Here is a 21881-nt window from a genome sequence, read left to right on the forward strand (position 1 = left end):
TCGGACGACGGCAGCCCGCGTCGCCGGATCGGGAACGAGACCGCCAAGCCGCCCCTCGGCGACGTCCAGCTCTCGGGTCAGCCGGGCCGTCAGGTCCTCAGCCATCGCGCCGGCCCTCCCGTCCGCTGCGTAGGACGTCGACACGACCTGGCTCGCCCTCGTCCTGCACGACAGGGCCCAGTGCCGCGCTGAGGGCGCCAACGCCGTCGGCGACGTAGCGCTTGACCGCGCCTTCACTGATGCCGAGCACGTTCGCGGTCTCCCGCACGGAGAGGTCTTCGACATGGCGCAGCACGACGCACGCGCGCGTCCGCGGGGGAAGCGCACCGAGCGCCCGGACGACGTCCGCACCGAAGAGCCCGTGCTCGAGGGTCGCCCCGGCATCAGGCGCGTGACCGGACAGGCGTCGCACCGCGGACCGCTCGCTCGCGCGCCTCCGGGTCTGGTCGACCCACCGCGAGGCGACAGCCCGCCGGACGTACGACTCGGCCTGCGGCAGGGACCCGAACCGTGCGCGGGAGCGGAACACCGACACGAGCGCGTCGTGCACCACGTCCTGCGCCTCCTCCCGTGAGCCCGTGAGGAGCGTGGCGTACGCGACGAGGGAGCCGTACCGCTCCGAGAGCAGCACGTCGAGCATCGCCTCCCACCGGCGGCTCACGTCGCGGCCTCGTGTCGCGTCACCGCTCCTCCTCGTCCTCGTCGTCGTCGCGACCATAACGACGGAGGGGGGTCACGAGGTTGGGTCGGGCACGACCGTGCGGAGTCGGAGCTGCGTGAGGAGCACCTCCCACGCTCTGGTCACCCTCGTCCTCCTCTGGGGCGTGCACCTTCTCACGACGAGAACGACGCACCCCGCGGGGAGGTTGGGGGTTCATCCGACGGGGTCAACGCGACGGGCCCAGTGACCGCGCCGGGCGGTGGGACGCGTCCGCACGAACGGCGGACGGGACGTGCTACTTGGTGCCGCCCGTGGCGACCAGCCACACGGCGAACGCGACGACCGCGACGACCGCGACGAGCACGGCGACGGCGACGCCGAGGCGCGCGGTGCGGTTGCCGCCGACGGGGACGGTCGCGCCGTCGGCGCCGACGACCTCGGGTGCGGCGACGCGCGCCGCGACGGACACGAGGGCCGGGACGCCGACGCCGAAGACGAGGCTGAGGCCGAGGACGGTCAGGACGGTGACGATCACGGGGTGCTCCTGGGCGCTCAGACGGCGAGGGGCGCCGGGGCGGCGGGCGGGACGGCGGGGGTGCTGACGTCGGCGGTCGACGCGACGGCGACGGCTCCCGCGACGGGCGCCGGGGCGGGGGCGTCGCCGTCCCAGTCGGCGGTGACGTTGTGGGCGTCGACGGCGGCGCGGCGCGAGATCCACCAGATGACGGCGCAGACCGCGGCGACGACGCCGAGGACGGCGGGGATGCCCGCGTCGCCGCCGACGACGTGCTCGAGCCCGACGGCGAGCGCACCGAACGCGGCGGCGGCAGGCAGCGTGACGAGCCACGCGACGCCCATCCGGCCGGCGACGGCCCAGCGGACCTTCTCGCGCCGCCCGACGCCGGAGCCGAGGATCGAGCCGGTCGCGACCTGCGTGGTCGACAGCGGGAACCCGAAGGCGCTCGACACGAGGATGACCGACGCGGACGACGTGTCGGACGCCATGCCCTGCGGGACCTGGATGTCGGTGAGGCCCTTGCCGAGCGTGCGGATGACGCGCCACCCGCCGAGCGCGGTCCCGGCGGCCATGGCGACCGCGCAGGACACGACGACCCACATCGGGACGCCGGACCCGGCGGGCACCGCTCCCCCGGCGACGAGCGCGAGCAGGATGATGCCCATGCTCTTCTGCGCGTCGTTGGTGCCGTGCGCGAGCGAGACCATCGACGCCGACGCCATCTGGCCCCAGCGGAGCTGCTTGTCGCGCGCGTCGGCGGGGACGCGTCGCGTGATCCGGTAGACGAGCGCGGTGGACAGCGCCGCGACGGTCCCGGCGATGACGGGCGCGAGCAGCGCCGGGACGACGACCTTCTGGACGAGGCCCGACCACACGACGCCCCCGGTGCCCACTGCGGCGAGCGTGGCGCCGACGAGCGCACCGACGAGCGCGTGCGACGACGACGACGGCAGCCCGAGGTACCAGGTGACGACGTTCCACAGGATCGCGCCCGCGAGCGCGCCCACGACCAGCGGGAGCGTCACGACGCCCTGGTCGACGATGCCCTTGGCGATGGTCGCGGCGACCGCGAGCGAGAGGAACGCACCGACCATGTTGAGCGCGGCCGACAGGAGCACGGCGACGCGAGGCTTGAGCGCCCCGGTCGCGATGGACGCCGCCATCGCGTTGCCGGTGTCGTGGAAGCCGTTGGTGAAGTCGAACGCGAGGGCTGCCGCGACGACGAGCGCGAGGATGAGGGTCCCGTCCACGCTCTAGAGGGTGCAGGGTCGCGGGGGGTGCTCGGGACGAAAATGGTCCTAGTTCACCGAGCGTTCATCTTCTGCGGCCTGATGTTCACGCGTTCCGGTGGCGGCTGTGGTGGATGTCACCTCGACGTCGCGGCCGTCACCGTGCCGCGCGGACCGGGTGCGAGGATGGGCCGCGTGCAGGTGATCGACGACCTCCGGGCTCTGTGGCCGCTGCAGGGCTTCCGCAGGCTGTTCGCCGTGCGCCTCGTCAGCCAGACCGCCGACGGCATGTTCCAGGTCGGCCTGGCGACGCTGTTCTTCTTCTCCCCCGAGAACGCGAGCACGGCGACGGGCGTCGCGGCGGCCTTCGCCGTGCTCCTCCTGCCGTTCACGATCGTCGGCCCGTGGGCGGGCGTGCTGCTCGACCGGTGGCGGCGGCGGCAGGTGCTGCTCTACGGGAACCTCGTGCGCGTCGTGCTCACGGTGACGATCGCGGTGCTCATGGCGACCGACGGCGTCTCGGTGGCGGTGTACGTCCTGGCCCTGGTCAACCTGTCGATCAACCGGTTCCTGCTGTCGGCGCTGTCCGCGTCGCTGCCGCGCGTCGTCGACGGGCCGCTGCTGATGACGGCGAACTCGCTCACGCCGACGCTCGGTGCGGCCGCCGCCGGCGTCGGCGGGGGCGTCGGGCTCGCGCTCGGGCTGGTCCTGCCGTCGGGTCGCGTCGAGGACGCCGCCGCGCTGGCGCTGGCCGCCGCCGTCATGGGCGCCGCCGCCGCGCTCGCGACGCGGCTGGGTCGCGACCAGCTCGGACCGGTCGAGCGGGCCGACGCCACCGAGCTGCGGCACGCGCTGGGCACGCTCGCGCGGGGTCTCGTCGCCGGTGCTCGGCACCTCGTCGAGCGCCGGACGCCCGCGTACGCGCTGGGCATCATGGCGACGCACCGGTTCCTGTACGGCGTCACGTTCATCGCGAGCATCCTCATCTCGCGCAACCTGCTGTCGGACCCGGCGGACGCGAGCGCAGGCCTGGCCACGTTCGCGTCGGTGCTGGCCGCGTCCGCGCTGGGGTTCGCCCTGGCGGTCGTGCTCACACCGGTGCTGTCGCCGCGCACCGGCGCGCACACCTGGATCGTGCTGTGCCTCGGGCTGGCGGCGCTCAGCCAGGGCCTCCTGGCGGTGACCGTCGACCGCACCGCGGTGCTCGTCGGGGCGGCCGCGCTGGGGCTGGCCGCGCAGGGCGCGAAGATCGCCGTCGACACGATCGTCCAGCGGGACACCGACGACGCGTTCCGCGGCCGCGCGTTCGCGCTCTACGACGTCCTCTACAACGCGGCGTTCGTCGGGGCCGCCGCGCTCGGCGCGGTGACGCTGCCGGACACCGGCTGGTCCCGCGGGCTGTTCGTCGTCCTCGCCGTCGGGTACGTTGCGGGCGCCCTGCTCTACGGCGCCGCGACGACGCGGGTCGCTGGCCGGTCCGGCCCGGCGGACGTGGCGGACCACGACCGTCCGGCCGCCTCGACGTCCCGGGAGGTGACGGGCTCGTGATCGACCTGACTCCCGAGGAGGCGCTGCGCCTCGCGCTCGTCGACGGTGAGGTCGCCGCCTGCATCAGCGACCCGACGCAGCCCGACGACCCGCTGATCTGGGTAAACGCTGCGTTCGAGCGTCTCACGGGGCACCCCGCGTCGGAGGTCCTCGGCCGCAACTGCCGGTTCCTGCAGGGCCCCGGCACCGACCCCGGCTCGCTGGGCGAGCTGCGCACGGCGCTCGACGAGGGCCGGACGGCGGGTGCGCTCCTGCTCAACTACCGGCGCGACGGCACGCCGTTCTGGAACCAGCTCGTCATCATGCCCGTGCACGACGCCGACGGCGCCGTGGTCCGTCGCGTGGCGGTCCAGACCGACGTCACGGCCCGCGTCCAGGCGGAGCACGCCGGTCTGGGTGACGACCGGTCCGCCGCGCGCCTCGACCTGCTCGCGCGTGTGAGCGACGAGCTCGCGCTGCACCTCGACTACAACGACGCGGTCGACGCGCTCGCCGACGTCGCCATCCCGCCGCTCGCCACCTGGGGGTTCGTCGCCGTGACCGACGAGCGCGGCCGGTTCGAGCACGTGCACGTCGTCGCGGGCAGCGCGGCCGACGTGGCGCTCGCCGACAGCCTGGGCGCGCAGGACGTCAGCTGGTTGCAGCGCTCGCCGCGCACCCTGCAGGCGCTGTCCAGCCCGCCCGGCTACGTCGCGGAGCCGTTCCCCGTCGACGTCGGCTCGCTCCCCGGCCGGACGACCCCCGCGCAGCTCGCGCTCCTGCAGCGCCTCGGGCTCGGCAGCGCGATGGTCGTGCCGCTGCGCGCCCGCGAGCGCGTCCTCGGCGTGCTGTGCCTCGTGCACGAGAAGGTCGACGGCTTCACGCCCGACACCGTGGTCACCGCCGCCCACCTGGGCCGGCGCGCGGGGCTCGCGCTCGAGAACGTGCGGCTGTTCCTCGCGCAGCGCAGCGCGGCCCTGACGCTCCAGCACAGCCTCCTGCCCGAGATCCCGCGGGTCCCCGGGCTCGACGTCGCGGCGTCCTACCTGCCGTCGAGCCGGCTCGCCGAGGTCGGTGGGGACTGGTTCGACGTCCTCCCGCTCGCGGGTGGCACCGTCGGGCTCGCGGTCGGCGACGTCGTCGGGCACGACCTGCGGGCGGCCGCCGCGATGGGCCAGCTGCGCTCCCTGCTGCGCTCGTACGCGTGGGAGGGCTCCGCACCGGGTGCCGTGCTCGACCGCATCGACGGCGTCGTGCGCGGCCTCGACCTCGCGGACATCGCGACGTGCGTGTACGCCCGGTGGTCGCCCGACGGCGACGGTGGCGTGCGGCTCGACTACGCGCGCGCGGGTCACCCGCCGCCCATGCTGCGGCTGCCGGGCGGGCGCGTGCTGCGGCTCGACGGCTCGCTGCGCACGCCCGTCGGGCTGCCGGGGCTGCCCTCCGTGCCCGACGCGACGGTGACGGTGCCCGAGGGGGCGACGCTCGTGCTCTACACCGACGGCCTCGTCGAGCGGCGCGACCGCGCGCTGGCCGACGGCCTGGCCGTGCTGGAGGCGACGCTCGCCGCGGTGCCGGACGGGACGGACGCGGCAGGCGTGCGCGACGCGCTCGTCGACGCGCTCGTCGCGGTGCAGCAGGAGGACGACGTGTGCCTCCTGGTCGTACGCCGCGGCTGACGGCACGTCGTCACCCCGCGGAGCGGGACTCCCACCACGCGAGCAGCTCCGCGCGCGCCGCGTCCTCGCCGAGCGGGCCGCGCTCCATCCGCAGCTCCAGCAGGTGCTTGTACGCGGCGCCGACCTCGCGCCCCGGACCGATGCCGAGGATCTCCATGATCTGCGTCCCGTCGAGGTCGGGGCGGATCGACGCGAGCTCCTCCTGCTCGCGGAGCGCCGCGATGCGGGACTCCAGGTCGTCGTAGGCCGCGGACAGCCGGGCCGCCTTGCGCTGGTTGCGCGTCGTGCAGTCCGACCGGGTCAGCCGGTGCAGGCGCTCCAGCAGCGGGCCGGCGTCGGTGACGTAGCGGCGCACCGCCGAGTCGGTCCAGCCGCCCTCGCCGTACCCGTGGAAACGCAGGTGCAGCTCGGTGAGGCGCGCGACGGCCTGCACGGTCGCCTTGTCGAACCGCAGCTCCTTGAGCCGCTTCGCGACCATCTTCGCGCCGACCACCTCGTGGTGGTGGAAGCTCACGCCGCCGCCCGGCTCGAAGCGGCGCGTGCGCGGCTTGCCGATGTCGTGCAGCAGCGCCGCGAGGCGCAGCACGAGGTCGGGGCCGGGCACGGCGCCGTCGGGGCCCGTCTCCAGCGCGATCGCCTTGTCCAGCACCGTGAGCGAGTGCTCGTAGACGTCCTTGTGCCGGTGGTGCTCGTCGATCTCCAGCCGCAGCGCCGGCAGCTCCGGCAGCACGTGGTCCGCGAGACCCGTCTCGACCAGCACCTCCAGGCCCGCGCGGGGCTGCGCCGAGACCAGCAGCTTCGACAGCTCGTCACGGACCCGCTCTGCCGACACGATCGCGATGCGGTCCGCCATGTCGGTGATCGCCGCGCGCGCCGCCGGGTCGACGTCGAACCCGAGCTGCGCCGCGAACCGCGCGGCGCGCATCATGCGCAGCGGGTCGTCGTCGAACGACTGCCGCGGGTCCACCGGGGTGCGCAGCACGCCTCGCGCCAGGTCCGCGAGACCGTCGAACGGGTCGACGAACGTCAGGTCCGGCAGCCGCACCGCCATCGCGTTGACCGTGAAGTCGCGGCGGGACAGGTCGCCCTCGAGCGAGTCGCCGAACACGACCTCGGGCTTGCGCGAGGACGGGTCGTACGCGTCGGTGCGGTACGTCGTGACCTCGACGAGCACGTCGCGGGTGCTCCCCCGCCGGCCGCCCGGCATCCGTCGCGCGCCGATCGTGCCGAACTCGCGACCGATGTCCCAGTGCGCGTCGCCCCACCGCGCGAGGATCGCCTCCGACTCGTCCGGCGACGCGGACGTCGTGAAGTCCAGGTCCGCGCTCAGGCGACCGAGGAACGCGTCGCGCACCGGTCCGCCCACCAGCGCGAGCTCGTGCCCCGCCGCCCGGAACAGCTCACCGAGCTCGATCGCGTCGGCCGACAGGCCCGCGAGGACGCCGAGCGCACGGCGGCGCAGCGCCGCGAGGGCCGCGGACGGGTCGGTGGTGCTCACGCCCGTGGGGGCGCCGGTCGGGTCGAGGGAGGGCACTCGTCCAAGCCTGCCAGACGCGGTCGCCCTCGCGCGGCGCGCACCCGCACGGCCGACACGGAACCGGACGCTCCCGACGAGTCGTTACAGTGGCCGCATGTCGAGCCCGGCGCAGCCCTCCGTGCCCGGGGGTGTGCCTGCGCCACCCGGTGGGCACGCGCTGCGGATCGACCCCCGGCACGCCGTCGTGCGCCCCGCACCTGCACCGTTGCCGGTCGTCGACGAGACGTCCGCGGGCGGGATCGTCGTCCAGCAGCGCGACGGCGTGTACCAGGCCGCCGTCATCGCCCGCCGCAACCGGGCGGGCCGCCTCGAGTGGTGCCTGCCGAAGGGCCACCTCGAGGGCACCGAGACCCCCGAGCAGGCCGCGGTCCGGGAGATCGCCGAGGAGACCGGCATCACCGGTCAGGTCCTGCGGCGCCTCGGCGTGATCGACTACTGGTTCTCCGGCGACGACCGCCGCGTGCACAAGGTCGTCCACCACTTCCTGCTCGGCGCCGTCGGCGGCACCCTCACCGTCGAGGGCGACCCCGACGGCGAGGCCGAGGACGCGGCGTGGGTCCCCGTCGTCGACCTACACGACCGCCTCGCGTACCCGAACGAGCGGCGCCTCGCGGAAGCCGCGCTCGTGGTCCTCGTCGGCGAGGCATGACCGCGGCCCTGCGCCGCGGCCAGGTCCACCGCGCGGCCCTCGTCCTGCTCGCCGTCACCCTCGCCGTGCTGTGCCTCGGGACGGTGGTCGCCGTGCCGCCCGCGGGCGCCACGTCCACGCCCTCCCCCAGCCCCACCGCCACCTGGCCCGTGTCCGTGCAGGTCACGCGCGTGACGCCCGAGGTGCTGCGGCCCGGCGACGAGCTGACCGTCACCGCGACGATCCGCAACGACGGGTCCGAGGACGTCGCGTCACCGTCTGCCGTGCTGCGGCTGAGCCGCGTCCGCCCCCACACCCGCGCCGACCTGCAGACGTGGGTGTCGGGCGGCCTCGCGTCGGGCAGCGTCGTCGCCACCGCCGCGATCGAGGGTCCGCTCCCGGCCGGCGCGAGCGTCCAGGTCGAGCTCACCGTCCCGCCCCAGGACATCCGGCTCGCCGGCGGCGCCGACGTGTGGGGCCCGCGCGGGCTCACCGTCGACGCGCGGACCGGCAGCCGCCTGGTCGGCCAGCAGCGCACGTTCCTGCTGTGGCTGCCGTCCGACGACGTCCCCGCGACCGACGTCTCCGTCGCCGTGCCCGTCGTCGGGCCGCCGACCGCTCCGGTCACCCCCTCCGCCGACGACGCCACCGGGGCGGACGGCGAGGGCGGGACGGGCGACGAGGGCGGGACGGGCGACACCGCGGCCGACGACACCGCGGCCGGCGACGACGCGGCCGAGGACGGTGCGACCGCCGCCGGGCCGAGCCCGACGAGCACGCCCGCGACGACCGTGCTGCCGCCCGACCCGTCGTCCGTCGACCGGCTCGAGGACGCGACCGCGACCGGCGAGCGCCTCGCGCAGACCGCCCGGCTGCTCGCGGAGACGCCCCACGTGAGCGCCGTCGTCGACCCCGCGCTCCTCGCGCAGTCCGCGCTCGCCGGACCGCGCGCGCGGCAGTGGTCGCACCAGGTCACGCAGGTCCTCGCCGAGCGCGACGTGCTGTCGCTGCCGTGGGCCGACCCCGACGTCGCGGCGATCGCCCACGGCGCACGCCCCGACCTCGCCGCCGCGGCCGGTGCGGCCGCGCGCACGTGGACCGAGCAGACCGGTGCCGGTGACGTGCCCGTCGTCCTGTGGGGCACGGGAGCGCGCACTCCCGACGAGGCGACCGTCAGCCTGGCCACGAACGCCGGGGCCGCCGCGTTCGTCCTGCCCGTCGCCGACGTCGACGACGCCGAGGCCGCCGTCACCGCACGCACGCAGGTCCGCGCCGGCGGCACGAACGTCGCCGCGCTCGCTCCGGACGCCGTCCTCACGCACCTCCTCACCGACCCGCGCAGCGTCGAGCCCGGTGCGTCGCCCGCGACCGCCGTGCAGCGCACGCTCGCCGAGCTCGCGGTCGCGACCCGCCAGGAGTCCGGCCCGCCCGACGTGCTCCTCGCACCCGACCGCGAGTGGGTGCCCGACGTCGCCTACACGACGGCCCTGCTCGACGCGCTCGACGCCGCCCCGTGGGTCCGCCTGCGACCCGCGTCGACCCTCCTCGACGGCGCCGCGCAGACCCGCACGCCCGCGTCCGACTCCGCCGTGGACGACGCCGAGCTGCCGCCCGGCCAGGTGCAGGTCCTCGCCGCCGCGCGCGAGCGCACCCTCGCCTTCGCCGACGTCACCTCCGAGCCCGAGACGCTGCTCGCCGGCGTCGACCAGGAGGTGCTGGCCCCGCTCGCGGTCGCGTGGCGGGCCGACCGCACCGGCCGCAGCGCCCTGGTCGCGGCGGTCGTCGCCGACCTCGACGCCCGCACCAGCGGCCTGGCGATCGTCCAGCCGCGGACCGCGAACATCTTCGGCTCGTCGACCGACGCGCGGATGACCGTGCGCAACGACCTCGACGTGCCCGTGACGGTCCAGCTCGTCGTCACACCGGGCAAGACGTGCCTCGAGGCCCGGCCCGTCGCACCGGTCGACGTGGCCGCGCGCGACGAGGCGAGCGTGGTCGTCCGGTTCGTCGCGCACGCGAACTGCGAGGTCCGGGTGTTCGCGCACCTGGAGACCGTCGACGGTGCACCCGTCTCCTCGCCCGTCGAGTTCAGCGCACGCGTGCAGCCGACGATCGAGGACGTCGGCACGGTCGTCGTCGGGGTCCTGCTGCTCGTCGGGCTGGTCCTCGGCATCGTGCGCACCGTCCGTCGCGGCCAGAGCGCCCGCCGCGGCGCCCGGCTGGAGGCGGAATCCGACGCGCCGACGTCGCTCGGCGTGCTCGGCGGGGTCGCGGACGCGGGCGACGGCGACGCGTCCGCACGGCACACCCCGCCCGTCGGGACCCCGCCCGCGCCGCCCCGACGAGAGGACCCCTCATGAACGGCCCCGGCAGCATCGGACGCGGCGCGGCGCTCATGGCGTCCGGCACCGCCGTCTCCCGGGTCACCGGGCTGCTGCGGATGATGGTGCTGGTCGCCGCGATCGGCGTCACCGGCGAGGCCGCCGATGCGTTCTCCGTCGCGAACAAGCTGCCGAACATCCTGTTCATGCTGCTCGCGGGCGGCGTGCTCAACGCCGTCCTCGTGCCGCAGGTCGTCCGTGCGTACAAGCGCGACGCCGGGCAGGAGTACGTGGACCGGCTGCTCACCCTCGGCTTCGTCGTCCTCGCCGTCGCGACCGTCGTCCTCACGTTCGCGGCGCCGCTCCTGGTGAACCTGTACGCCGACGCCGCCCCCGACCAGATGGCGCTCGCCACCACGTTCGCGTACTGGTGCATCCCGCAGCTGTTCTTCTACGGGGTGTACGCGCTGCTCGGGCAGGTGCTCAACGCCCGCGGCTCGTTCGGCCCGTTCATGTGGGCTCCCGTCGTCAACAACCTCGTCGCGATCGGCGGCTTCGTCGCGTTCCTCGTCGTGTTCGGCGACCCCGCCACGAGCGGCGTCGGGGTCGCGTCGTCGTGGACGAGCGGGCAGGTCGCGCTGCTCGCGGGTGTCTCCACGCTCGGCGTCGTCATGCAGGCTCTCGTGCTGGTGCCGTCGCTGCGCCGCGCCGGGGTCCGCTACCGCTTCCGGTGGGGGCTGCGTGGCTCCGGCCTGGGTCGCGCCGGGCAGGTGGCGACGTGGACCCTCGTCGGCCTCGCGATCGGGCTGCTCGGGAACGTCGTGGTGTCGCGCATCGCGTCGCGCGCGCCGAGCGCGTCGGAGGCGACGACGGTCGCGTCGAACAACGCCTACGACGTCGCGTTCAGCATCTTCATGCTGCCGCACTCGCTCGTCACGGTGTCGCTCGCGACCGCGCTGTTCACGCGGCTGTCGGGGCAGGCGCACGACCAGGACCTCGACGGGGTCCGGTCGACGTTCTCCCACGGGGTCCGCGTCGTCGGGCTGTTCACCGTCGCGGCCGCCGGCCTCCTGCTGGTCCTGGCACGGCCCGTCACCGACATCATCGCGTTCAACTCCCCCGCCGACGCGGTCGACGCGACCGCGCGCGTCGTGCAGGCGATGGTCGTCGGCCTGCCCGCGTTCGGCGCGTGGTCGATGGCGCAGCGCGTCTACTACGCGTACGAGGACGCGCGCGGCATGGTCCCCATCCAGGTCGCGATGGCCGTGGTCGTCGCGGGCGGCGCGCTGCTCGTGAGCCTCCTCGCCCCGCCCTCGTGGTGGACCGCGGGCGCCGGTCTCGCGATGAGCGTCTCGTACCTGGTGGGCGCCGTCGCCGCGACCTGGTACCTGCGCCGCCGGCTCGGTCGGGTCGACGGCGGGCGCATCGTGCGTCTGCACGTGCGGGCGCTCGTCGCCGTCGTGCCCGCCATGGCCGTCGCGTGGCTCGCGACGCGGGCGGTCGCGGCGGGGCTGTCCGACGGCCTCGGGCAGTCCGTCGTCGTGTGCGTCGTCGCCGGGGGCCTCGGCGGTGCCACCTACCTCGGGGTGCTGCGGCTCCTGCGCGTCACCGAGCTCGACGGGCTGCTGCGGCCCGTGCTCGCGCGGCTGCGACCCGGTCGCGGCTGAGGTCCGCCCGGGCGGTCGGCCCGGCGGTCCGGCCCGTCGGCGACGGTTCGCCGGCCGTCCCCAGGTCGCCCGGCTCATCCCCGGTGGTCCCGTTCGTCCGGATATCATGCCGGTCTGCCGTGCCGTCCAGGGCCGCCGTCTACCATGCAGGTGACCTCCCCGCGGCCCGCCCCGTAGGGTCGGCGGAGACGGACGGACATGACCACCCGGAGGAGGTGCTGGTGAGCGAGGTCGGACGAGGCACCGTGCTCGCGGGCCGCTACCGCATCGTCGCGCCCGCACCCTCCGACCTCGACGGCGCCAGCGCGTGGCAGGCCACCGACCAGATCCTCGACCGTCCCGTCCGGGTCCGCGTGCTCGAGGCCGGCGCGGTCGCACCCGCGCTCGACGCCGCCCGCCGCGCCGCGCTCGTCACCGACGCCCGCCTGGTCCGCGTGCTCGACGTCGGCACGCACGAGGGCGTCGGCTACGTCGTGTCCGAGCAGGTCACCGGCCCGTCGCTCGCCCAGCTCGTCGCCCGCGCACCCCTCACCCCGGACCAGGCGCGCGCCGTCATCGGCGAGGCCGCCTCCGCGCTCGAGGTCGCCCGACGTCGCGGTGTGCACCACCTCGCGCTGCGCCCGTCCGTCCTGCACGTGAACTCCGACGGGCGCGTGCTGCTCGGAGGGCTCGCGCTCGACGCCGCGCTCCTCGGCACCGCCGGCGGCGACGCGCGTGCGACCACGCGGTCCGACACCGTCGGGCTCGTCCGGCTGCTCTACGCCGCCCTGACGGGCTGCTGGCCCGCCGACGACCGCGCCGGCGGCGGCGACCCGCTGCCCGATTCCCCGCTGCTGGGCGGCCGGCCCGTCCCGCCGTCCGACCTGGTCGCGGGCATCCCCGCCGACCTCGACACCCTCTGCGGCGTGACGCTCGGCCCGCACGACGACGGCCCGCACAGCCCCGGCGAGCTCGTGCGCGAGCTCGAGCCGTGGGGCGAGATCCGCGCCGTCGCGTCCGTGCCCGACACGACCTCCGTCCTCGGGGGTGCCGTCGCGGCCACCGCCGCGCCGTCGATCGCCGACGTCGTCTCGCAGGACACCGAGCCCGTCCGGGTCCAGCGGCAGTCCGTCCGCAGCGCGTTCGACTCGCCGCCGCCCGGGTCGAACCGGCCCGGGACGCCCCCGCCCGCCGCGCCGTCCCGGTCGAGCGCGTTCTCCGCCGCCGGGCCCGGAGCCGTCGCCGCTGGTGCCGGTGCCGCCGCCGGTGCCGCCGCCGGTGCCGGTGCGGCCGCCGGTGCCGGTGTCGCCTCCGGGGCACCCGCCGGTCCGCCGGAGCACGTGGACCCGACCATGCCGCTCCCGCCCGGTCTCGTGACCGCGCCCCCGCCCGGGCCTCGCGGGCCGTACGGCGACGCCTTCGGCGGTCACGATCGCGCCGGGCATGCCGACGGGGTCGAGGCGACGAGCGTCCTGCCTGCCGGCGGGCCGCCGACGGCGGTCGCTCCGCCCGCCGCGACCCCCGGCGCGTTCGCCTCCCACGGTGCGCCCGTGTCACCCGCCGCCGCGTCCGTTCCGCGCGCACCCGTCGGCAGCGTGCCACCCCCGCCGCAGAGCGGCCCCGGCGGCGCCTACGGGTCGGCACCCGTCCGCCGGCCCACGTCGGCGTACCGCGCCGACGGTCCGTACGGTCAGCCCCCGGTGCTCCCGCCCGACGACGGGATCGAGTCGTTCGACGAGCTCGGCTGGGACGAGCCCGTCGCGCCCGAGCGCCGGCGCTTCGACCCCACCAAGCTCGTCCTCGCGATCGTCGCGATCGCCGTCGTCATCGGCGTGGTCATCGCGTTCAGGTCGCTGTTCTCGTCCTTCGGGGGCGACACCGGCGCGCAGCCGGGCGGCGAGGAGACGCAGCAGGAGCAGCCCGCCGAGTCGCCGGCGCCCGAGCAGCCGTCCGAGCAGCCCGGCGAGACGCCCGCCAATGAGGCACCCGCCGGCGCGGCCCCGGTCATCGCGTCGTCCACCTCGTTCGACCCCTCGGACACCGACGGCGAGCACGAGGAGGCCGTCGCCCGCGCCTACGACGGCGACCCGTCGACGTACTGGTACACCCAGACGTACAAGCGGGACGACTTCGCCGGCTTCAAGAACGCCGTCGGCTACATCGTCAACCTGCAGGGCCCGGCGACGCTGTCGAGCGTGACGCTGCACGTCAACGGCACTGGCGGGAACGTCGAGATCCGCAACACGACCGCGGCCGACCCCGGCGGCGGCACGGTCCTCGCGTCCGGTCCGGTCGGCCCCGACACCGTGTTCCAGTTCGACCCCGTCGAGGCGTCGACCGTCGTCGTGTGGATCACGCAGCTCCCCACCGCGGCCGACGGCGGCTTCCGCCTCGAGCTCAACGAGATGTCGCTCGGCTGACCTTCGACGCCACGCGTCTCGCCCGTCGGGACGCGGAACAGAACCGGCCTACGATCGGTTGAGCGAACAGCCCGCTGCCGGCACCCGCCGGCCCGCCGTACCCCAAGGACTCACGTGAGCGACCAGCCCAGCACCGTGCGCGACCTCGTCATCGTCGGATCGGGCCCCGCCGGCTACACCGCCGCGATCTACGCGGCCCGTGCCGGCCTCGCGCCGCTCGTCGTCGCCGGCTCCGTCACCGCCGGTGGCGCGCTGATGAACACCACCGAGGTGGAGAACTTCCCCGGCTTCCCCGACGGCATCCAGGGCCCCGAGCTCATGGACGCCCTGCAGAAGCAGGCCGAGAAGTTCGGCGCCGAGGTCCTGTGGGACGACGCCGTCGCCCTGTCGCTCGAAGGCGACGTCAAGACGGTCACCGTCTCCGGCGGTGAGACGTTCGCCGCGCGCGCCGTCATCCTGTCGACCGGCTCCGCCTACCGCGAGCTCGGCCTGGACGACGAGAAGCGCCTGTCCGGCCGTGGCGTGTCGTGGTGCGCGACCTGCGACGGGTTCTTCTTCCGCGACCAGGAGATCATCGTCGTCGGCGGTGGCGACTCCGCCGTCGAGGAGGCCACCTTCCTGACCCGGTTCGGCAAGCGCGTCACGCTCGTGCACCGCCGCGACCAGCTGCGTGCGTCGAAGATCATGGCCGACCGCGCCGCCGCCGACCCGAAGATCGAGTTCGCGTGGAACTCCGAGGTCGTCGCGATCCACGGCGAGGACAAGGTCACCGGCGTGACCCTGCGCGACACCGTCACGGGCGAGACGCGCGAGCACCCCGCGACCGGCGTGTTCGTCGCGATCGGCCACGTCCCGCGCACCGACCTGCTCGTCGGGCAGATCGAGCTCGACGACAACGGCTACGTCTCGGTGCAGGGCCGCTCGACGCTCACCAACCTGCCGGGCGTCTTCGCCGCGGGCGACGTCGTCGACCACACCTACCGGCAGGCGATCACCGCGGCCGGGTCCGGCTGCGCCGCCGCCCTCGACGCCCAGCACTACCTGGCCGCACTCGGCGACACCGCGCACCACGTCGTCGACCCGGTCCCGCCGACCGTCGCACCCGTCCTCGTCCAGGAGGCCTGATGAGCAACGTCACCGCCGTCACCGACGACACCTTCCAGTCCGAGGTGCTCGACTCCGAGATCCCCGTGATCGTCGACTTCTGGGCCGAGTGGTGCGGGCCGTGCCGCATGGTCGCGCCCGTCCTCGACGAGCTCGCCGCGCAGTACGAGGGCCGCGTGAAGATCGTCAAGGTCGACACCGAGGCGAACCCGCAGGTCACGGCCGACTACGGCATCGTGTCCATCCCGACGCTCAACGTGTACGTCGGCGGTGAGCTCGTGAAGTCCGTCATCGGTGCACGCCCCAAGTCGTTCTACGCGGGCGAGATCGAGGGCGTGCTCGCCGCAGCCTGATCACCGTCGCGTCCGGACGGGCCGCCGACCCCACCCGGGGCGGCGGCCCGTTCGTCGTCCTCCCCTCGGCGGCCGCGCGTCGGGCCGTCCTGGGCGTCCGCGCTCCGTGCACACCCTGCCTGCTGACGGGGGCGCGCCCGGCGATCTGCACCGGATCCGCACGTCTCGGCGGCCGCACCCTGCGCGGGTGCCGCACCGTGACGTGCGACACTGCCGGGATGACCACGCAGCCTGGGCCCCCGCGCGAGACGTCGGGCGGCCACCCCACGTCCTCCGCCGCGGCGGGAACCGGCACGCGGCTCGACCCCTGGCTCTCCGCGTACGCCGCGCGCACGCACGGCATGCGCGCCTCGGAGATCCGTGCCCTGTTCGCCGTCGCGAACCGGCCGGAGGTCGTGTCCCTCGCCGGCGGCATGCCGTTCCTCGAGGGCCTTCCGCTCGACGACCTCGCCGAGCTGGCTGCCCGCGTCGTCGCCACCCGCGGCCTCCAGGCGCTCCAGTACGGATCCGGGCAGGGCGACGAGACGCTGCGCGAGCAGATCCTCGACGTCATGCGGCTCGAGGGCATCGACGCACACCCCGACGACGTCGTTGTCACCACGGGGTCGCAGCAGGCGCTCGACCTCGTGACCCGGATCTTCGTCGACCCGGGCGACGTCGTCGTCGCCGAGGCCCCGTCCTACGTCGGCGCCCTCGGCGTCTTCCGCGCCTATCAGGCCGACGTCGTGCACGTTCCCATCGACGCCCACGGCCTCGTGCCCGAGGCGCTCGAGCAGACGCTCTCCACGCTTGCCGCCGCCGGTCGCACCGTCAAGCTGCTGTACACCGTGCCGAACTTCCACAACCCGGCGGGCGTCTCGCTGTCCGTCGAGCGTCGCCCGCGCGTGCTCGAGATCGCGCAGCGCTACGGCGTGCTCGTCGTCGAGGACAACCCGTACGGCCTCCTCGGCTTCGACAGCGAGCCGCGGGCCGCGATCCGCTCGCTCGACGCCGACGGCGTCGTCTACCTCGGGTCGTTCTCGAAGACCTTCGCCCCCGGCTACCGCGTCGGCTGGGTGGTCGCCCCGCACGCCGTCCGCGAGAAGCTCGTGCTCGCCTCCGAGTCCGCCATCCTCTGCCCCTCGAACGCGTCACAGCTCGCGATCTCCACCTACCTGGCGACGTCCGACTGGCGGGGCCAGATCAAGGTCTACCGCGAGCAGTACCGCGAGCGACGTGACGCCATGGTGTCCGCACTGGCCGAGCACCTGCCCGAGGCGTCGTGGAACGTCCCCGACGGCGGCTTCTACACCTGGGTCCGGCTGCCCGCGGGGCTCGACGCGAAGGACATGCTGCCCCGCGCCGTCACCGCCCGCGTCGCCTACGTGCCCGGCACCGCCTTCTACTTCGACGGATCCGGCGCCGACCACATGCGGCTGTCGTTCTGCTACCCGACGCCGGAACGGATCCGTGAGGGTGTCCGACGACTCGCCGGCGTCGTCGCGGACGAGCGCGAGCTCGTCGAGCTGTTCGGCACCCGCGCCCGCGGCGTGCCGGACAGCGTGCAGTTCCCCGGCCCGGACGTCGCCTGACCGCGCTCCCCCGCACCGTCACCGTGGCCACAGCGTCGACCGCCCACGCGCCGTCGGCCGCGTCGTGATGGCTCTCTCTCAGTTCCACGCCCTCGGAGGACCCACGCCGTGACCATCCCGTCTTCTCCGCGCGTCGCCGTGCTCGCGGGTGGCCTGTCCCACGAGCGTGACGTCTCGCTGCGCTCGGGACGGCGGGTCGCCGAGGCGCTGCGGTCCGCGGGCATCGAGGTCTCGATCCACGACGTCGACGCCGACCTCGTACCGGCGCTCACCGACCTCCGGCCCGACCTGGTCTGGCCGCTGCTGCACGGCGCCTCCGGCGAGGACGGCTCCGTGCGCGACGTGGTGCAGCTGCTCGGGCTGCGCCTCCTCGGCACCGGCCCGCGCGCGAGCCGGGTCGCCTGGAGCAAGCCCATCGCGAAGACCATCGTCGCGCGCGCCGGTCTTGCGACCCCCGAGTTCGTGACCCTGCCGCAGTCGCTGTTCCGTGAGCTCGGCGCCGGTCGTGTGCTGGACGCCGTGGTCGCTCGACTCGGGCTCCCGCTCGTCGTGAAGCCGTCCCGTGGAGGGTCCGCCCTCGGCGTCAACCTCGTCACGTCGGCCGACGACCTGCCCCGCGCGATGGTCGACTGCTTCGCGTACAGCGACACGGCGCTCATCGAGCAGGCGATCTCCGGGACCGAGGTCGCGGTGAGCGTCGTCGACACGGGCGACGGACCCGTCGCGCTCCCCCCGGTCGAGATCGTGACCGACGGTGCCTACGACTACGACGCGCGCTACAACCCCGGACGTGTCGAGTACTTCACGCCGGCGCGGCTCGACGACGACGTCGTCGCGGCCGTGTGCGACACCGCGGTGACCGCGCACCGGGCACTCGGCCTCACGCGCCTGTCGCGCACGGACCTCATCGTCGACGACGCCGGCCGACCGTGGTTCCTCGAGGTCAACGTGGCCCCGGGGATGACCGAGACGTCGCTCCTGCCGCAGGCCGCGGAGGGTGCTGGGCACAATCTTGGGGACTTGTACCGGTCGTTGGTGCTTGCTTCCCTCGCGTGACGAGAAGGGCCGCGGATCAACCGATCCGCGGCCCTTTTCGTCGCTCTCGCCCGGGTGGCCGGGTCAGTTCTTGAGCAGGCCCGGGTCCTCAGGGGCCAGGCTCTCCAGGATGCGGTTGAGATCCTGCACCGACGCGAACTCGACCGTGAGACGACCGCGGGTCTTGCCCAGCGCCACCTTCACGCGCGTCTCGAACCTGTCGGACAGCCGGGCCGCGAGGTCGTCGAGGGCCGCGTTGCGGTCGCCCGCCCGGGGCGCGGCCCGCCGCGCCGGCGTCGCACCATCGACGCCCAGCGCGACGATCTCCTCCACGGCCCGCACGGAGAGTCCCTCGGCCACGATCCGCTGAGCCAGCCGCTCGATCGCCGCGCCGTCGCTCAGACCGAGAAGCGCACGTGCGTGACCCGCCGACAGCACGCCCGCCGCGACCCGCCGCTGGACGAGCGGCGGCAGCTTCAGCAGGCGGAGGGTGTTCGAGATCTGCGGACGCGACCGGTGGATGCGCGTCGCGAGCTCCTCGTGCGTGCAGCCGAAGTCGTCCAGCAGCTGCTGGTATGCGGCCGCCTCCTCGAGCGGGTTGAGCTGCGCACGGTGCAGGTTCTCCAGCAGCGCGTCACGCAGCAGGTCCGAGTCCTCGGTGTCCCGCACGATCGCCGGGATCGAGTCCAGCCCGGCCGCCTGGGTGGCGCGCCAGCGGCGCTCGCCCATGATCAGCTCGTAGCCCTCGTCGACCGCACGGACGACGACCGGCTGCAGCACGCCGATCTCACGGATCGACCCGACCAGCTCCTCGAGCGCGTCCTCGTCGAAGACGGTCCGCGGCTGGCGGGGGTTCGGGCGGATGGACGCGACGGGCAGCTCGGCGAAGCGCGCACCCGGCACAGGAACCAAGCCGTCGACGTCGGCACCTGCGGTACCGGCAGCGGGGACGCCGTTCGACGATGCGGCACCGGTCGCCGGCTCACCGCCGCCCGACGCCGACGGCGGACCGCTACCGTCGGTCGCCTGGCCGTTCGCCGCCGCCTGGCCGTTCGTCGGTCCGTCCGACCCCGCCCTCTGACCTGTGGGCGCCCCCGTGCCGTCGACCCCGGCGACGCCGTCGCGCACCAGCGCTGCGGCGTTCACCGCACCGTCGGACGCCGCACCGTTGGGCGCCGCGCCGGTCGACGTACCGGTCCCGTTGGCCGCGCCGGCGCCGCCGGCCGTCTCTGCGGCGTCCGGAGCAGTCGTGTCCGGAGCAGTCGTGTCCGCGGCCTGGTCAGCCACGGCGGTCCCCGTCGCGTTCCCGTTCTCGCGCTTCGCGTCAGGGAAGAACACGTCGACGGGACGCTCACCCGTGGGCCGCTGCCCGTCGAGTCCGGTCGGGATGAGGGCCCCGAGACCCCGGCCGAGACCGCGTCGCTTCTCGCTCACTGCTCCTCCTGGTGTGCGGCCATGACCGGCTCGCCGTGGTTCTGCTCGTGCGTCGCGGCGCCGTCGTCCGCCGAGTACGACCCGCCGTCCACCGCGGACGTCGTCCGGTCACCGTGCCCGTGCGTGACCGCGTCGACTGCCACGCTCGCCGACGCCACGCCCTCCGTCCCGTCGGTGGACCCCACCGTCGTCCCAGCGCCACGCTCGGCGATCTCACGCGCCGCCTCGAGGTACGCCAGCGCGCCCGAGGAGCCGGCGTCGTACGTCATCACGGTCTGCCCGTAGCTCGGTGCCTCCGAGATCCGGACGGACCGCGGGACGGTGGTCCGCAGGGTCCGGTCGGGGAAGTGCGTCCGAACCTCCTCCGCCACCTGCTGCGCGAGATTCGTGCGCGCGTCGTACATCGTCAGCAGGATCGTGGAGACGTGGAGGTCGGGGTTGAGGTGGGCCTGGATCAGCTGGATCGACTTGAGGAGCTGGCTCAATCCCTCGAGTGCGTAGTACTCGCACTGGATCGGGATGAGCACCTCGCGCGCCACGACGAACGCGTTGACCGTGAGCAGGCCGAGGCTCGGCGGGCAGTCGACGAACACGTAGTCGATCGGCTCGAGCCCCTGCGTTGACCGCCACTCGAGGTAGCGGTCGAGGGCGTTCCGGAGGCGCGTCTCGCGCGCCACCATCGAGACGAGCTCGATCTCCGCGCCCGAAAGATCGATCGTCGCCGGCAGGCACCACAGGTGGGGGACGTCGGGACTCTCCTGCACCGCCTCCTCGATCGGGGCACCGTCGACCAGGACCTCGTAGATCGACGGCGTCCCCGCCCGGTGCTCGATCCCGAGCGCCGTCGACGCGTTCCCCTGCGGGTCGTTGTCGAGGACCAGGACGTTGAGACCGGCCTGCGCCAGCGCGGCCGCGAGGTTGACGGTGGTGGTCGTCTTGCCGACGCCGCCCTTCTGGTTCGCCACCGTGATGACCCGCGTCGCGGCAGGTCGCGGGAAGCGTCGACCACGCAGCTCGATACGACGGCGTGCGTCCAGCTGCAGCTCGGCCATCAGCGGTGTCTCGGCGTCCGCCTGCGGAAGGCTGTTCACGAGCGCGGCGCGTCGGTGCTCGTCGGTGTCGGCGTGGTGGATGGGGTCACCGCTGTCGCGCAGCGACGCGTGGTCTGAGTTCACGTGCAGGTCGTCGTCCTCATCGAGCGCCGGGGCGCGGTCGTCGAGACCGCGGGAATCACCGGCCTCTGCACCCTCGTCCGCGCGACCGCCGTCGTCTGGTCCGACCGGGGTGTGCATGGGCTCCACCGCGTCAGGTCCGGCGGTCGCCGGTCCGGCGTCATGGGCGACGCCCGTCGCAGCGAGGCTGCCCACCGATTCTCCCCCATCGGGGGTGGTCTCCGTGACCACCGTCGGGGTGGTCTGCAGGGCCGCGTCCTCTTGCTCGCCCGACCCCGGGTGCGAGGTCTCGCTCGTCGGCGTCACGTCCTGGAAGATCCGCACGGCGTCGCCGCCGGCCAGACCAGCCGTTTCACGTGAAACCGCGCCCGCCACCTCCGCGTCGTCGCCAACCTCGGAGCCGCGAGCACTTCGTCCGCCCGCATCAACAGCACCTCCGGCTGCGTGCGCGGACTCACCATCGGCGTGAGTCGCCTCGCCGTCGGTGTGCGCGGTCGTCTCGTCTCCGTGAGCAGCCCCGCCGTCGGCGTAGGCAGTACCGCCGTCAGCCTGAGGACTGATGGCGTCGGGGTGAGCGGCTCCTCCGTCAGTGCGAGCGGTACCGAAGACTGGGCCGTCGGTGTCACTCACCCTCTCCGCAGCTGTTTCACGTGAAACGGGCTGCGCCGGCTGTTCCGACGGCGTCATGCCGCTTGATGCACTGCGCGCCCCCTCCAGGAACGACGCTGGCTCGCCAGGCAGTTCCGATGATCCTTCCCCCGGGGTACTCCCAGCAGAGATCGGGGACGATTCGGCGGCGCTTGCGGGCGAAGCGGCACTCTCTCCACCGTCGCCAGGCGGAGACGTAGGCGGGGTCGACCAGTCCTGCGAACCGTTGCCCATTCCCCCGACGCGGTGCTCACCCGCGGGTTCCGCCGCGGCGACCTGGGGCTCCGCGTCGTCGGGCGACCCGTTGTCAGGGGTCCATCCGGGCGATGCGGCCCCATTGACGCTGAACGGGCTCGACGGAGGCATCAGCCCTGGCTCCGCCGAGACCGGCTCCGCCTT

16 protein-coding genes are annotated in these 21881 nt (G+C 74.5%); 10 read left to right on the forward strand and 6 right to left on the reverse strand.

The window, feature by feature from the left end:
- Positions 1-97: 97 nt before the first annotated feature.
- From OOT42_RS20105 to OOT42_RS20115, 3 genes are all read right to left on the reverse strand, one after another.
- Positions 98-661: an RNA polymerase sigma factor gene (locus OOT42_RS20105; protein ID WP_273652916.1), complete on the reverse strand. Its 564-nt coding sequence runs from the start codon at positions 659-661 to the stop codon at positions 98-100.
- A 295-nt stretch (positions 662-956) separates the two neighbouring features.
- Positions 957-1196: a hypothetical protein gene (locus OOT42_RS20110; protein WP_273652917.1), complete on the reverse strand. Its 240-nt coding sequence runs from the start codon at positions 1194-1196 to the stop codon at positions 957-959.
- Between the two features lie 17 nt (positions 1197-1213).
- Positions 1214-2428, reverse strand: a complete 1215-nt coding sequence (locus OOT42_RS20115) for an inorganic phosphate transporter (protein ID WP_273652918.1) — start codon at positions 2426-2428, stop codon at positions 1214-1216.
- A gap of 165 nt (positions 2429-2593) precedes the next feature.
- Here OOT42_RS20115 and OOT42_RS20120 point away from each other — a divergent pair, with 165 nt between their 5' ends.
- Both OOT42_RS20120 and OOT42_RS20125 read left to right on the forward strand, forming a co-directional pair.
- Positions 2594-3955, forward strand: coding sequence for an MFS transporter (locus OOT42_RS20120; RefSeq protein WP_273652919.1), 1362 nt, complete (start codon positions 2594-2596; stop codon positions 3953-3955).
- Positions 3952-5613 carry a SpoIIE family protein phosphatase gene (locus OOT42_RS20125; protein WP_273652920.1) on the forward strand — a complete coding sequence of 554 codons (1662 nt, stop codon included), beginning with the start codon at positions 3952-3954 and terminating at the stop codon, positions 5611-5613. The genes OOT42_RS20120 and OOT42_RS20125 overlap by 4 nt, the downstream gene beginning before the upstream one ends.
- A 10-nt stretch (positions 5614-5623) precedes the next feature.
- Here OOT42_RS20125 and OOT42_RS20130 read toward each other — a convergent pair whose 3' ends face one another.
- The gene (locus OOT42_RS20130) at positions 5624-7147 is read right to left on the reverse strand and encodes a CCA tRNA nucleotidyltransferase (RefSeq protein WP_273652921.1); all 1524 of its coding nucleotides are present in this window, start codon (positions 7145-7147) and stop codon (positions 5624-5626) included.
- A gap of 97 nt (positions 7148-7244) precedes the next feature.
- Between OOT42_RS20130 and OOT42_RS20135 the strand changes: the two genes are divergently transcribed.
- The 8 genes from OOT42_RS20135 to OOT42_RS20170 all read left to right on the forward strand — a co-directional run bounded on the left by OOT42_RS20135 (position 7245) and on the right by OOT42_RS20170 (position 18249).
- Complete coding sequence (locus OOT42_RS20135; RefSeq protein WP_273652922.1) at positions 7245-7799, forward strand: NUDIX hydrolase; 555 nt, start codon at positions 7245-7247, stop codon at positions 7797-7799.
- Entirely contained in the window at positions 7796-10138 is a 2343-nt protein-coding gene (locus OOT42_RS20140) for a DUF6049 family protein (RefSeq protein ID WP_273652923.1), read from the forward strand. Before OOT42_RS20135 ends, OOT42_RS20140 begins: the two co-directional genes overlap by 4 nt.
- Positions 10135-11766: a murein biosynthesis integral membrane protein MurJ gene (murJ, locus tag OOT42_RS20145; RefSeq protein WP_273652924.1), complete on the forward strand. Its 1632-nt coding sequence runs from the start codon at positions 10135-10137 to the stop codon at positions 11764-11766. The genes OOT42_RS20140 and murJ overlap by 4 nt, the downstream gene beginning before the upstream one ends.
- Positions 11767-11987: 221 nt before the next feature.
- Positions 11988-14165: a protein kinase family protein gene (locus OOT42_RS20150; protein ID WP_273652925.1), complete on the forward strand. Its 2178-nt coding sequence runs from the start codon at positions 11988-11990 to the stop codon at positions 14163-14165.
- 114 nt (positions 14166-14279) lie between these two features.
- Positions 14280-15290: a thioredoxin-disulfide reductase gene (gene trxB / locus OOT42_RS20155; RefSeq protein WP_273652926.1), complete on the forward strand. Its 1011-nt coding sequence runs from the start codon at positions 14280-14282 to the stop codon at positions 15288-15290.
- The gene (gene trxA, locus OOT42_RS20160) at positions 15290-15622 is read left to right on the forward strand and encodes a thioredoxin (protein ID WP_273652927.1); all 333 of its coding nucleotides are present in this window, start codon (positions 15290-15292) and stop codon (positions 15620-15622) included. The genes trxB and trxA overlap by 1 nt, the downstream gene beginning before the upstream one ends.
- Positions 15623-15840: 218 nt before the next feature.
- Positions 15841-17193, forward strand: coding sequence for a PLP-dependent aminotransferase family protein (locus tag OOT42_RS20165; RefSeq protein WP_273652928.1), 1353 nt, complete (start codon positions 15841-15843; stop codon positions 17191-17193).
- Between the two features lie 108 nt (positions 17194-17301).
- Positions 17302-18249 carry a D-alanine--D-alanine ligase family protein gene (locus OOT42_RS20170; protein ID WP_273652929.1) on the forward strand — a complete coding sequence of 316 codons (948 nt, stop codon included), beginning with the start codon at positions 17302-17304 and terminating at the stop codon, positions 18247-18249.
- Between the two features lie 63 nt (positions 18250-18312).
- Here the strand turns inward: OOT42_RS20170 and OOT42_RS20175 are convergent, their stop codons facing one another.
- Together OOT42_RS20175 and OOT42_RS20180 are read right to left on the reverse strand one after the other, a co-directional pair.
- Entirely contained in the window at positions 18313-19662 is a 1350-nt protein-coding gene (locus OOT42_RS20175; protein WP_273652930.1) for a ParB/RepB/Spo0J family partition protein, read from the reverse strand.
- Positions 19659-21464 carry a ParA family protein gene (locus OOT42_RS20180; RefSeq protein WP_273652931.1) on the reverse strand — a complete coding sequence of 602 codons (1806 nt, stop codon included), beginning with the start codon at positions 21462-21464 and terminating at the stop codon, positions 19659-19661. Before OOT42_RS20180 ends, OOT42_RS20175 begins: the two co-directional genes overlap by 4 nt.
- Between the last annotated feature and the right edge of the window lie 417 nt (positions 21465-21881).

This window comes from Cellulomonas fimi (assembly GCF_028583725.1).
In the GTDB taxonomy this organism is placed as follows: Bacteria; Actinomycetota; Actinomycetes; order Actinomycetales; family Cellulomonadaceae; genus Cellulomonas; species Cellulomonas fimi_B.

Bases quoted from the DNA above. Each gene is read 5' to 3' on its own strand.
- trxA (WP_273652927.1), top strand. From the start codon at position 15,290: ATGAGCAACGTCACCGCCGTCACCGACGACACCTTCCAGTCCGAGGTG.
- OOT42_RS20140 (WP_273652923.1), top strand. From the start codon at position 7,796: ATGACCGCGGCCCTGCGCCGCGGCCAGGTCCACCGCGCGGCCCTCGTC.
- OOT42_RS20165 (WP_273652928.1), top strand. From the start codon at position 15,841: ATGACCACGCAGCCTGGGCCCCCGCGCGAGACGTCGGGCGGCCACCCC.
- murJ (WP_273652924.1), top strand. From the start codon at position 10,135: ATGAACGGCCCCGGCAGCATCGGACGCGGCGCGGCGCTCATGGCGTCC.
- OOT42_RS20135 (WP_273652922.1), top strand. From the start codon at position 7,245: ATGTCGAGCCCGGCGCAGCCCTCCGTGCCCGGGGGTGTGCCTGCGCCA.
- OOT42_RS20120 (WP_273652919.1), top strand. From the start codon at position 2,594: ATGGGCCGCGTGCAGGTGATCGACGACCTCCGGGCTCTGTGGCCGCTG.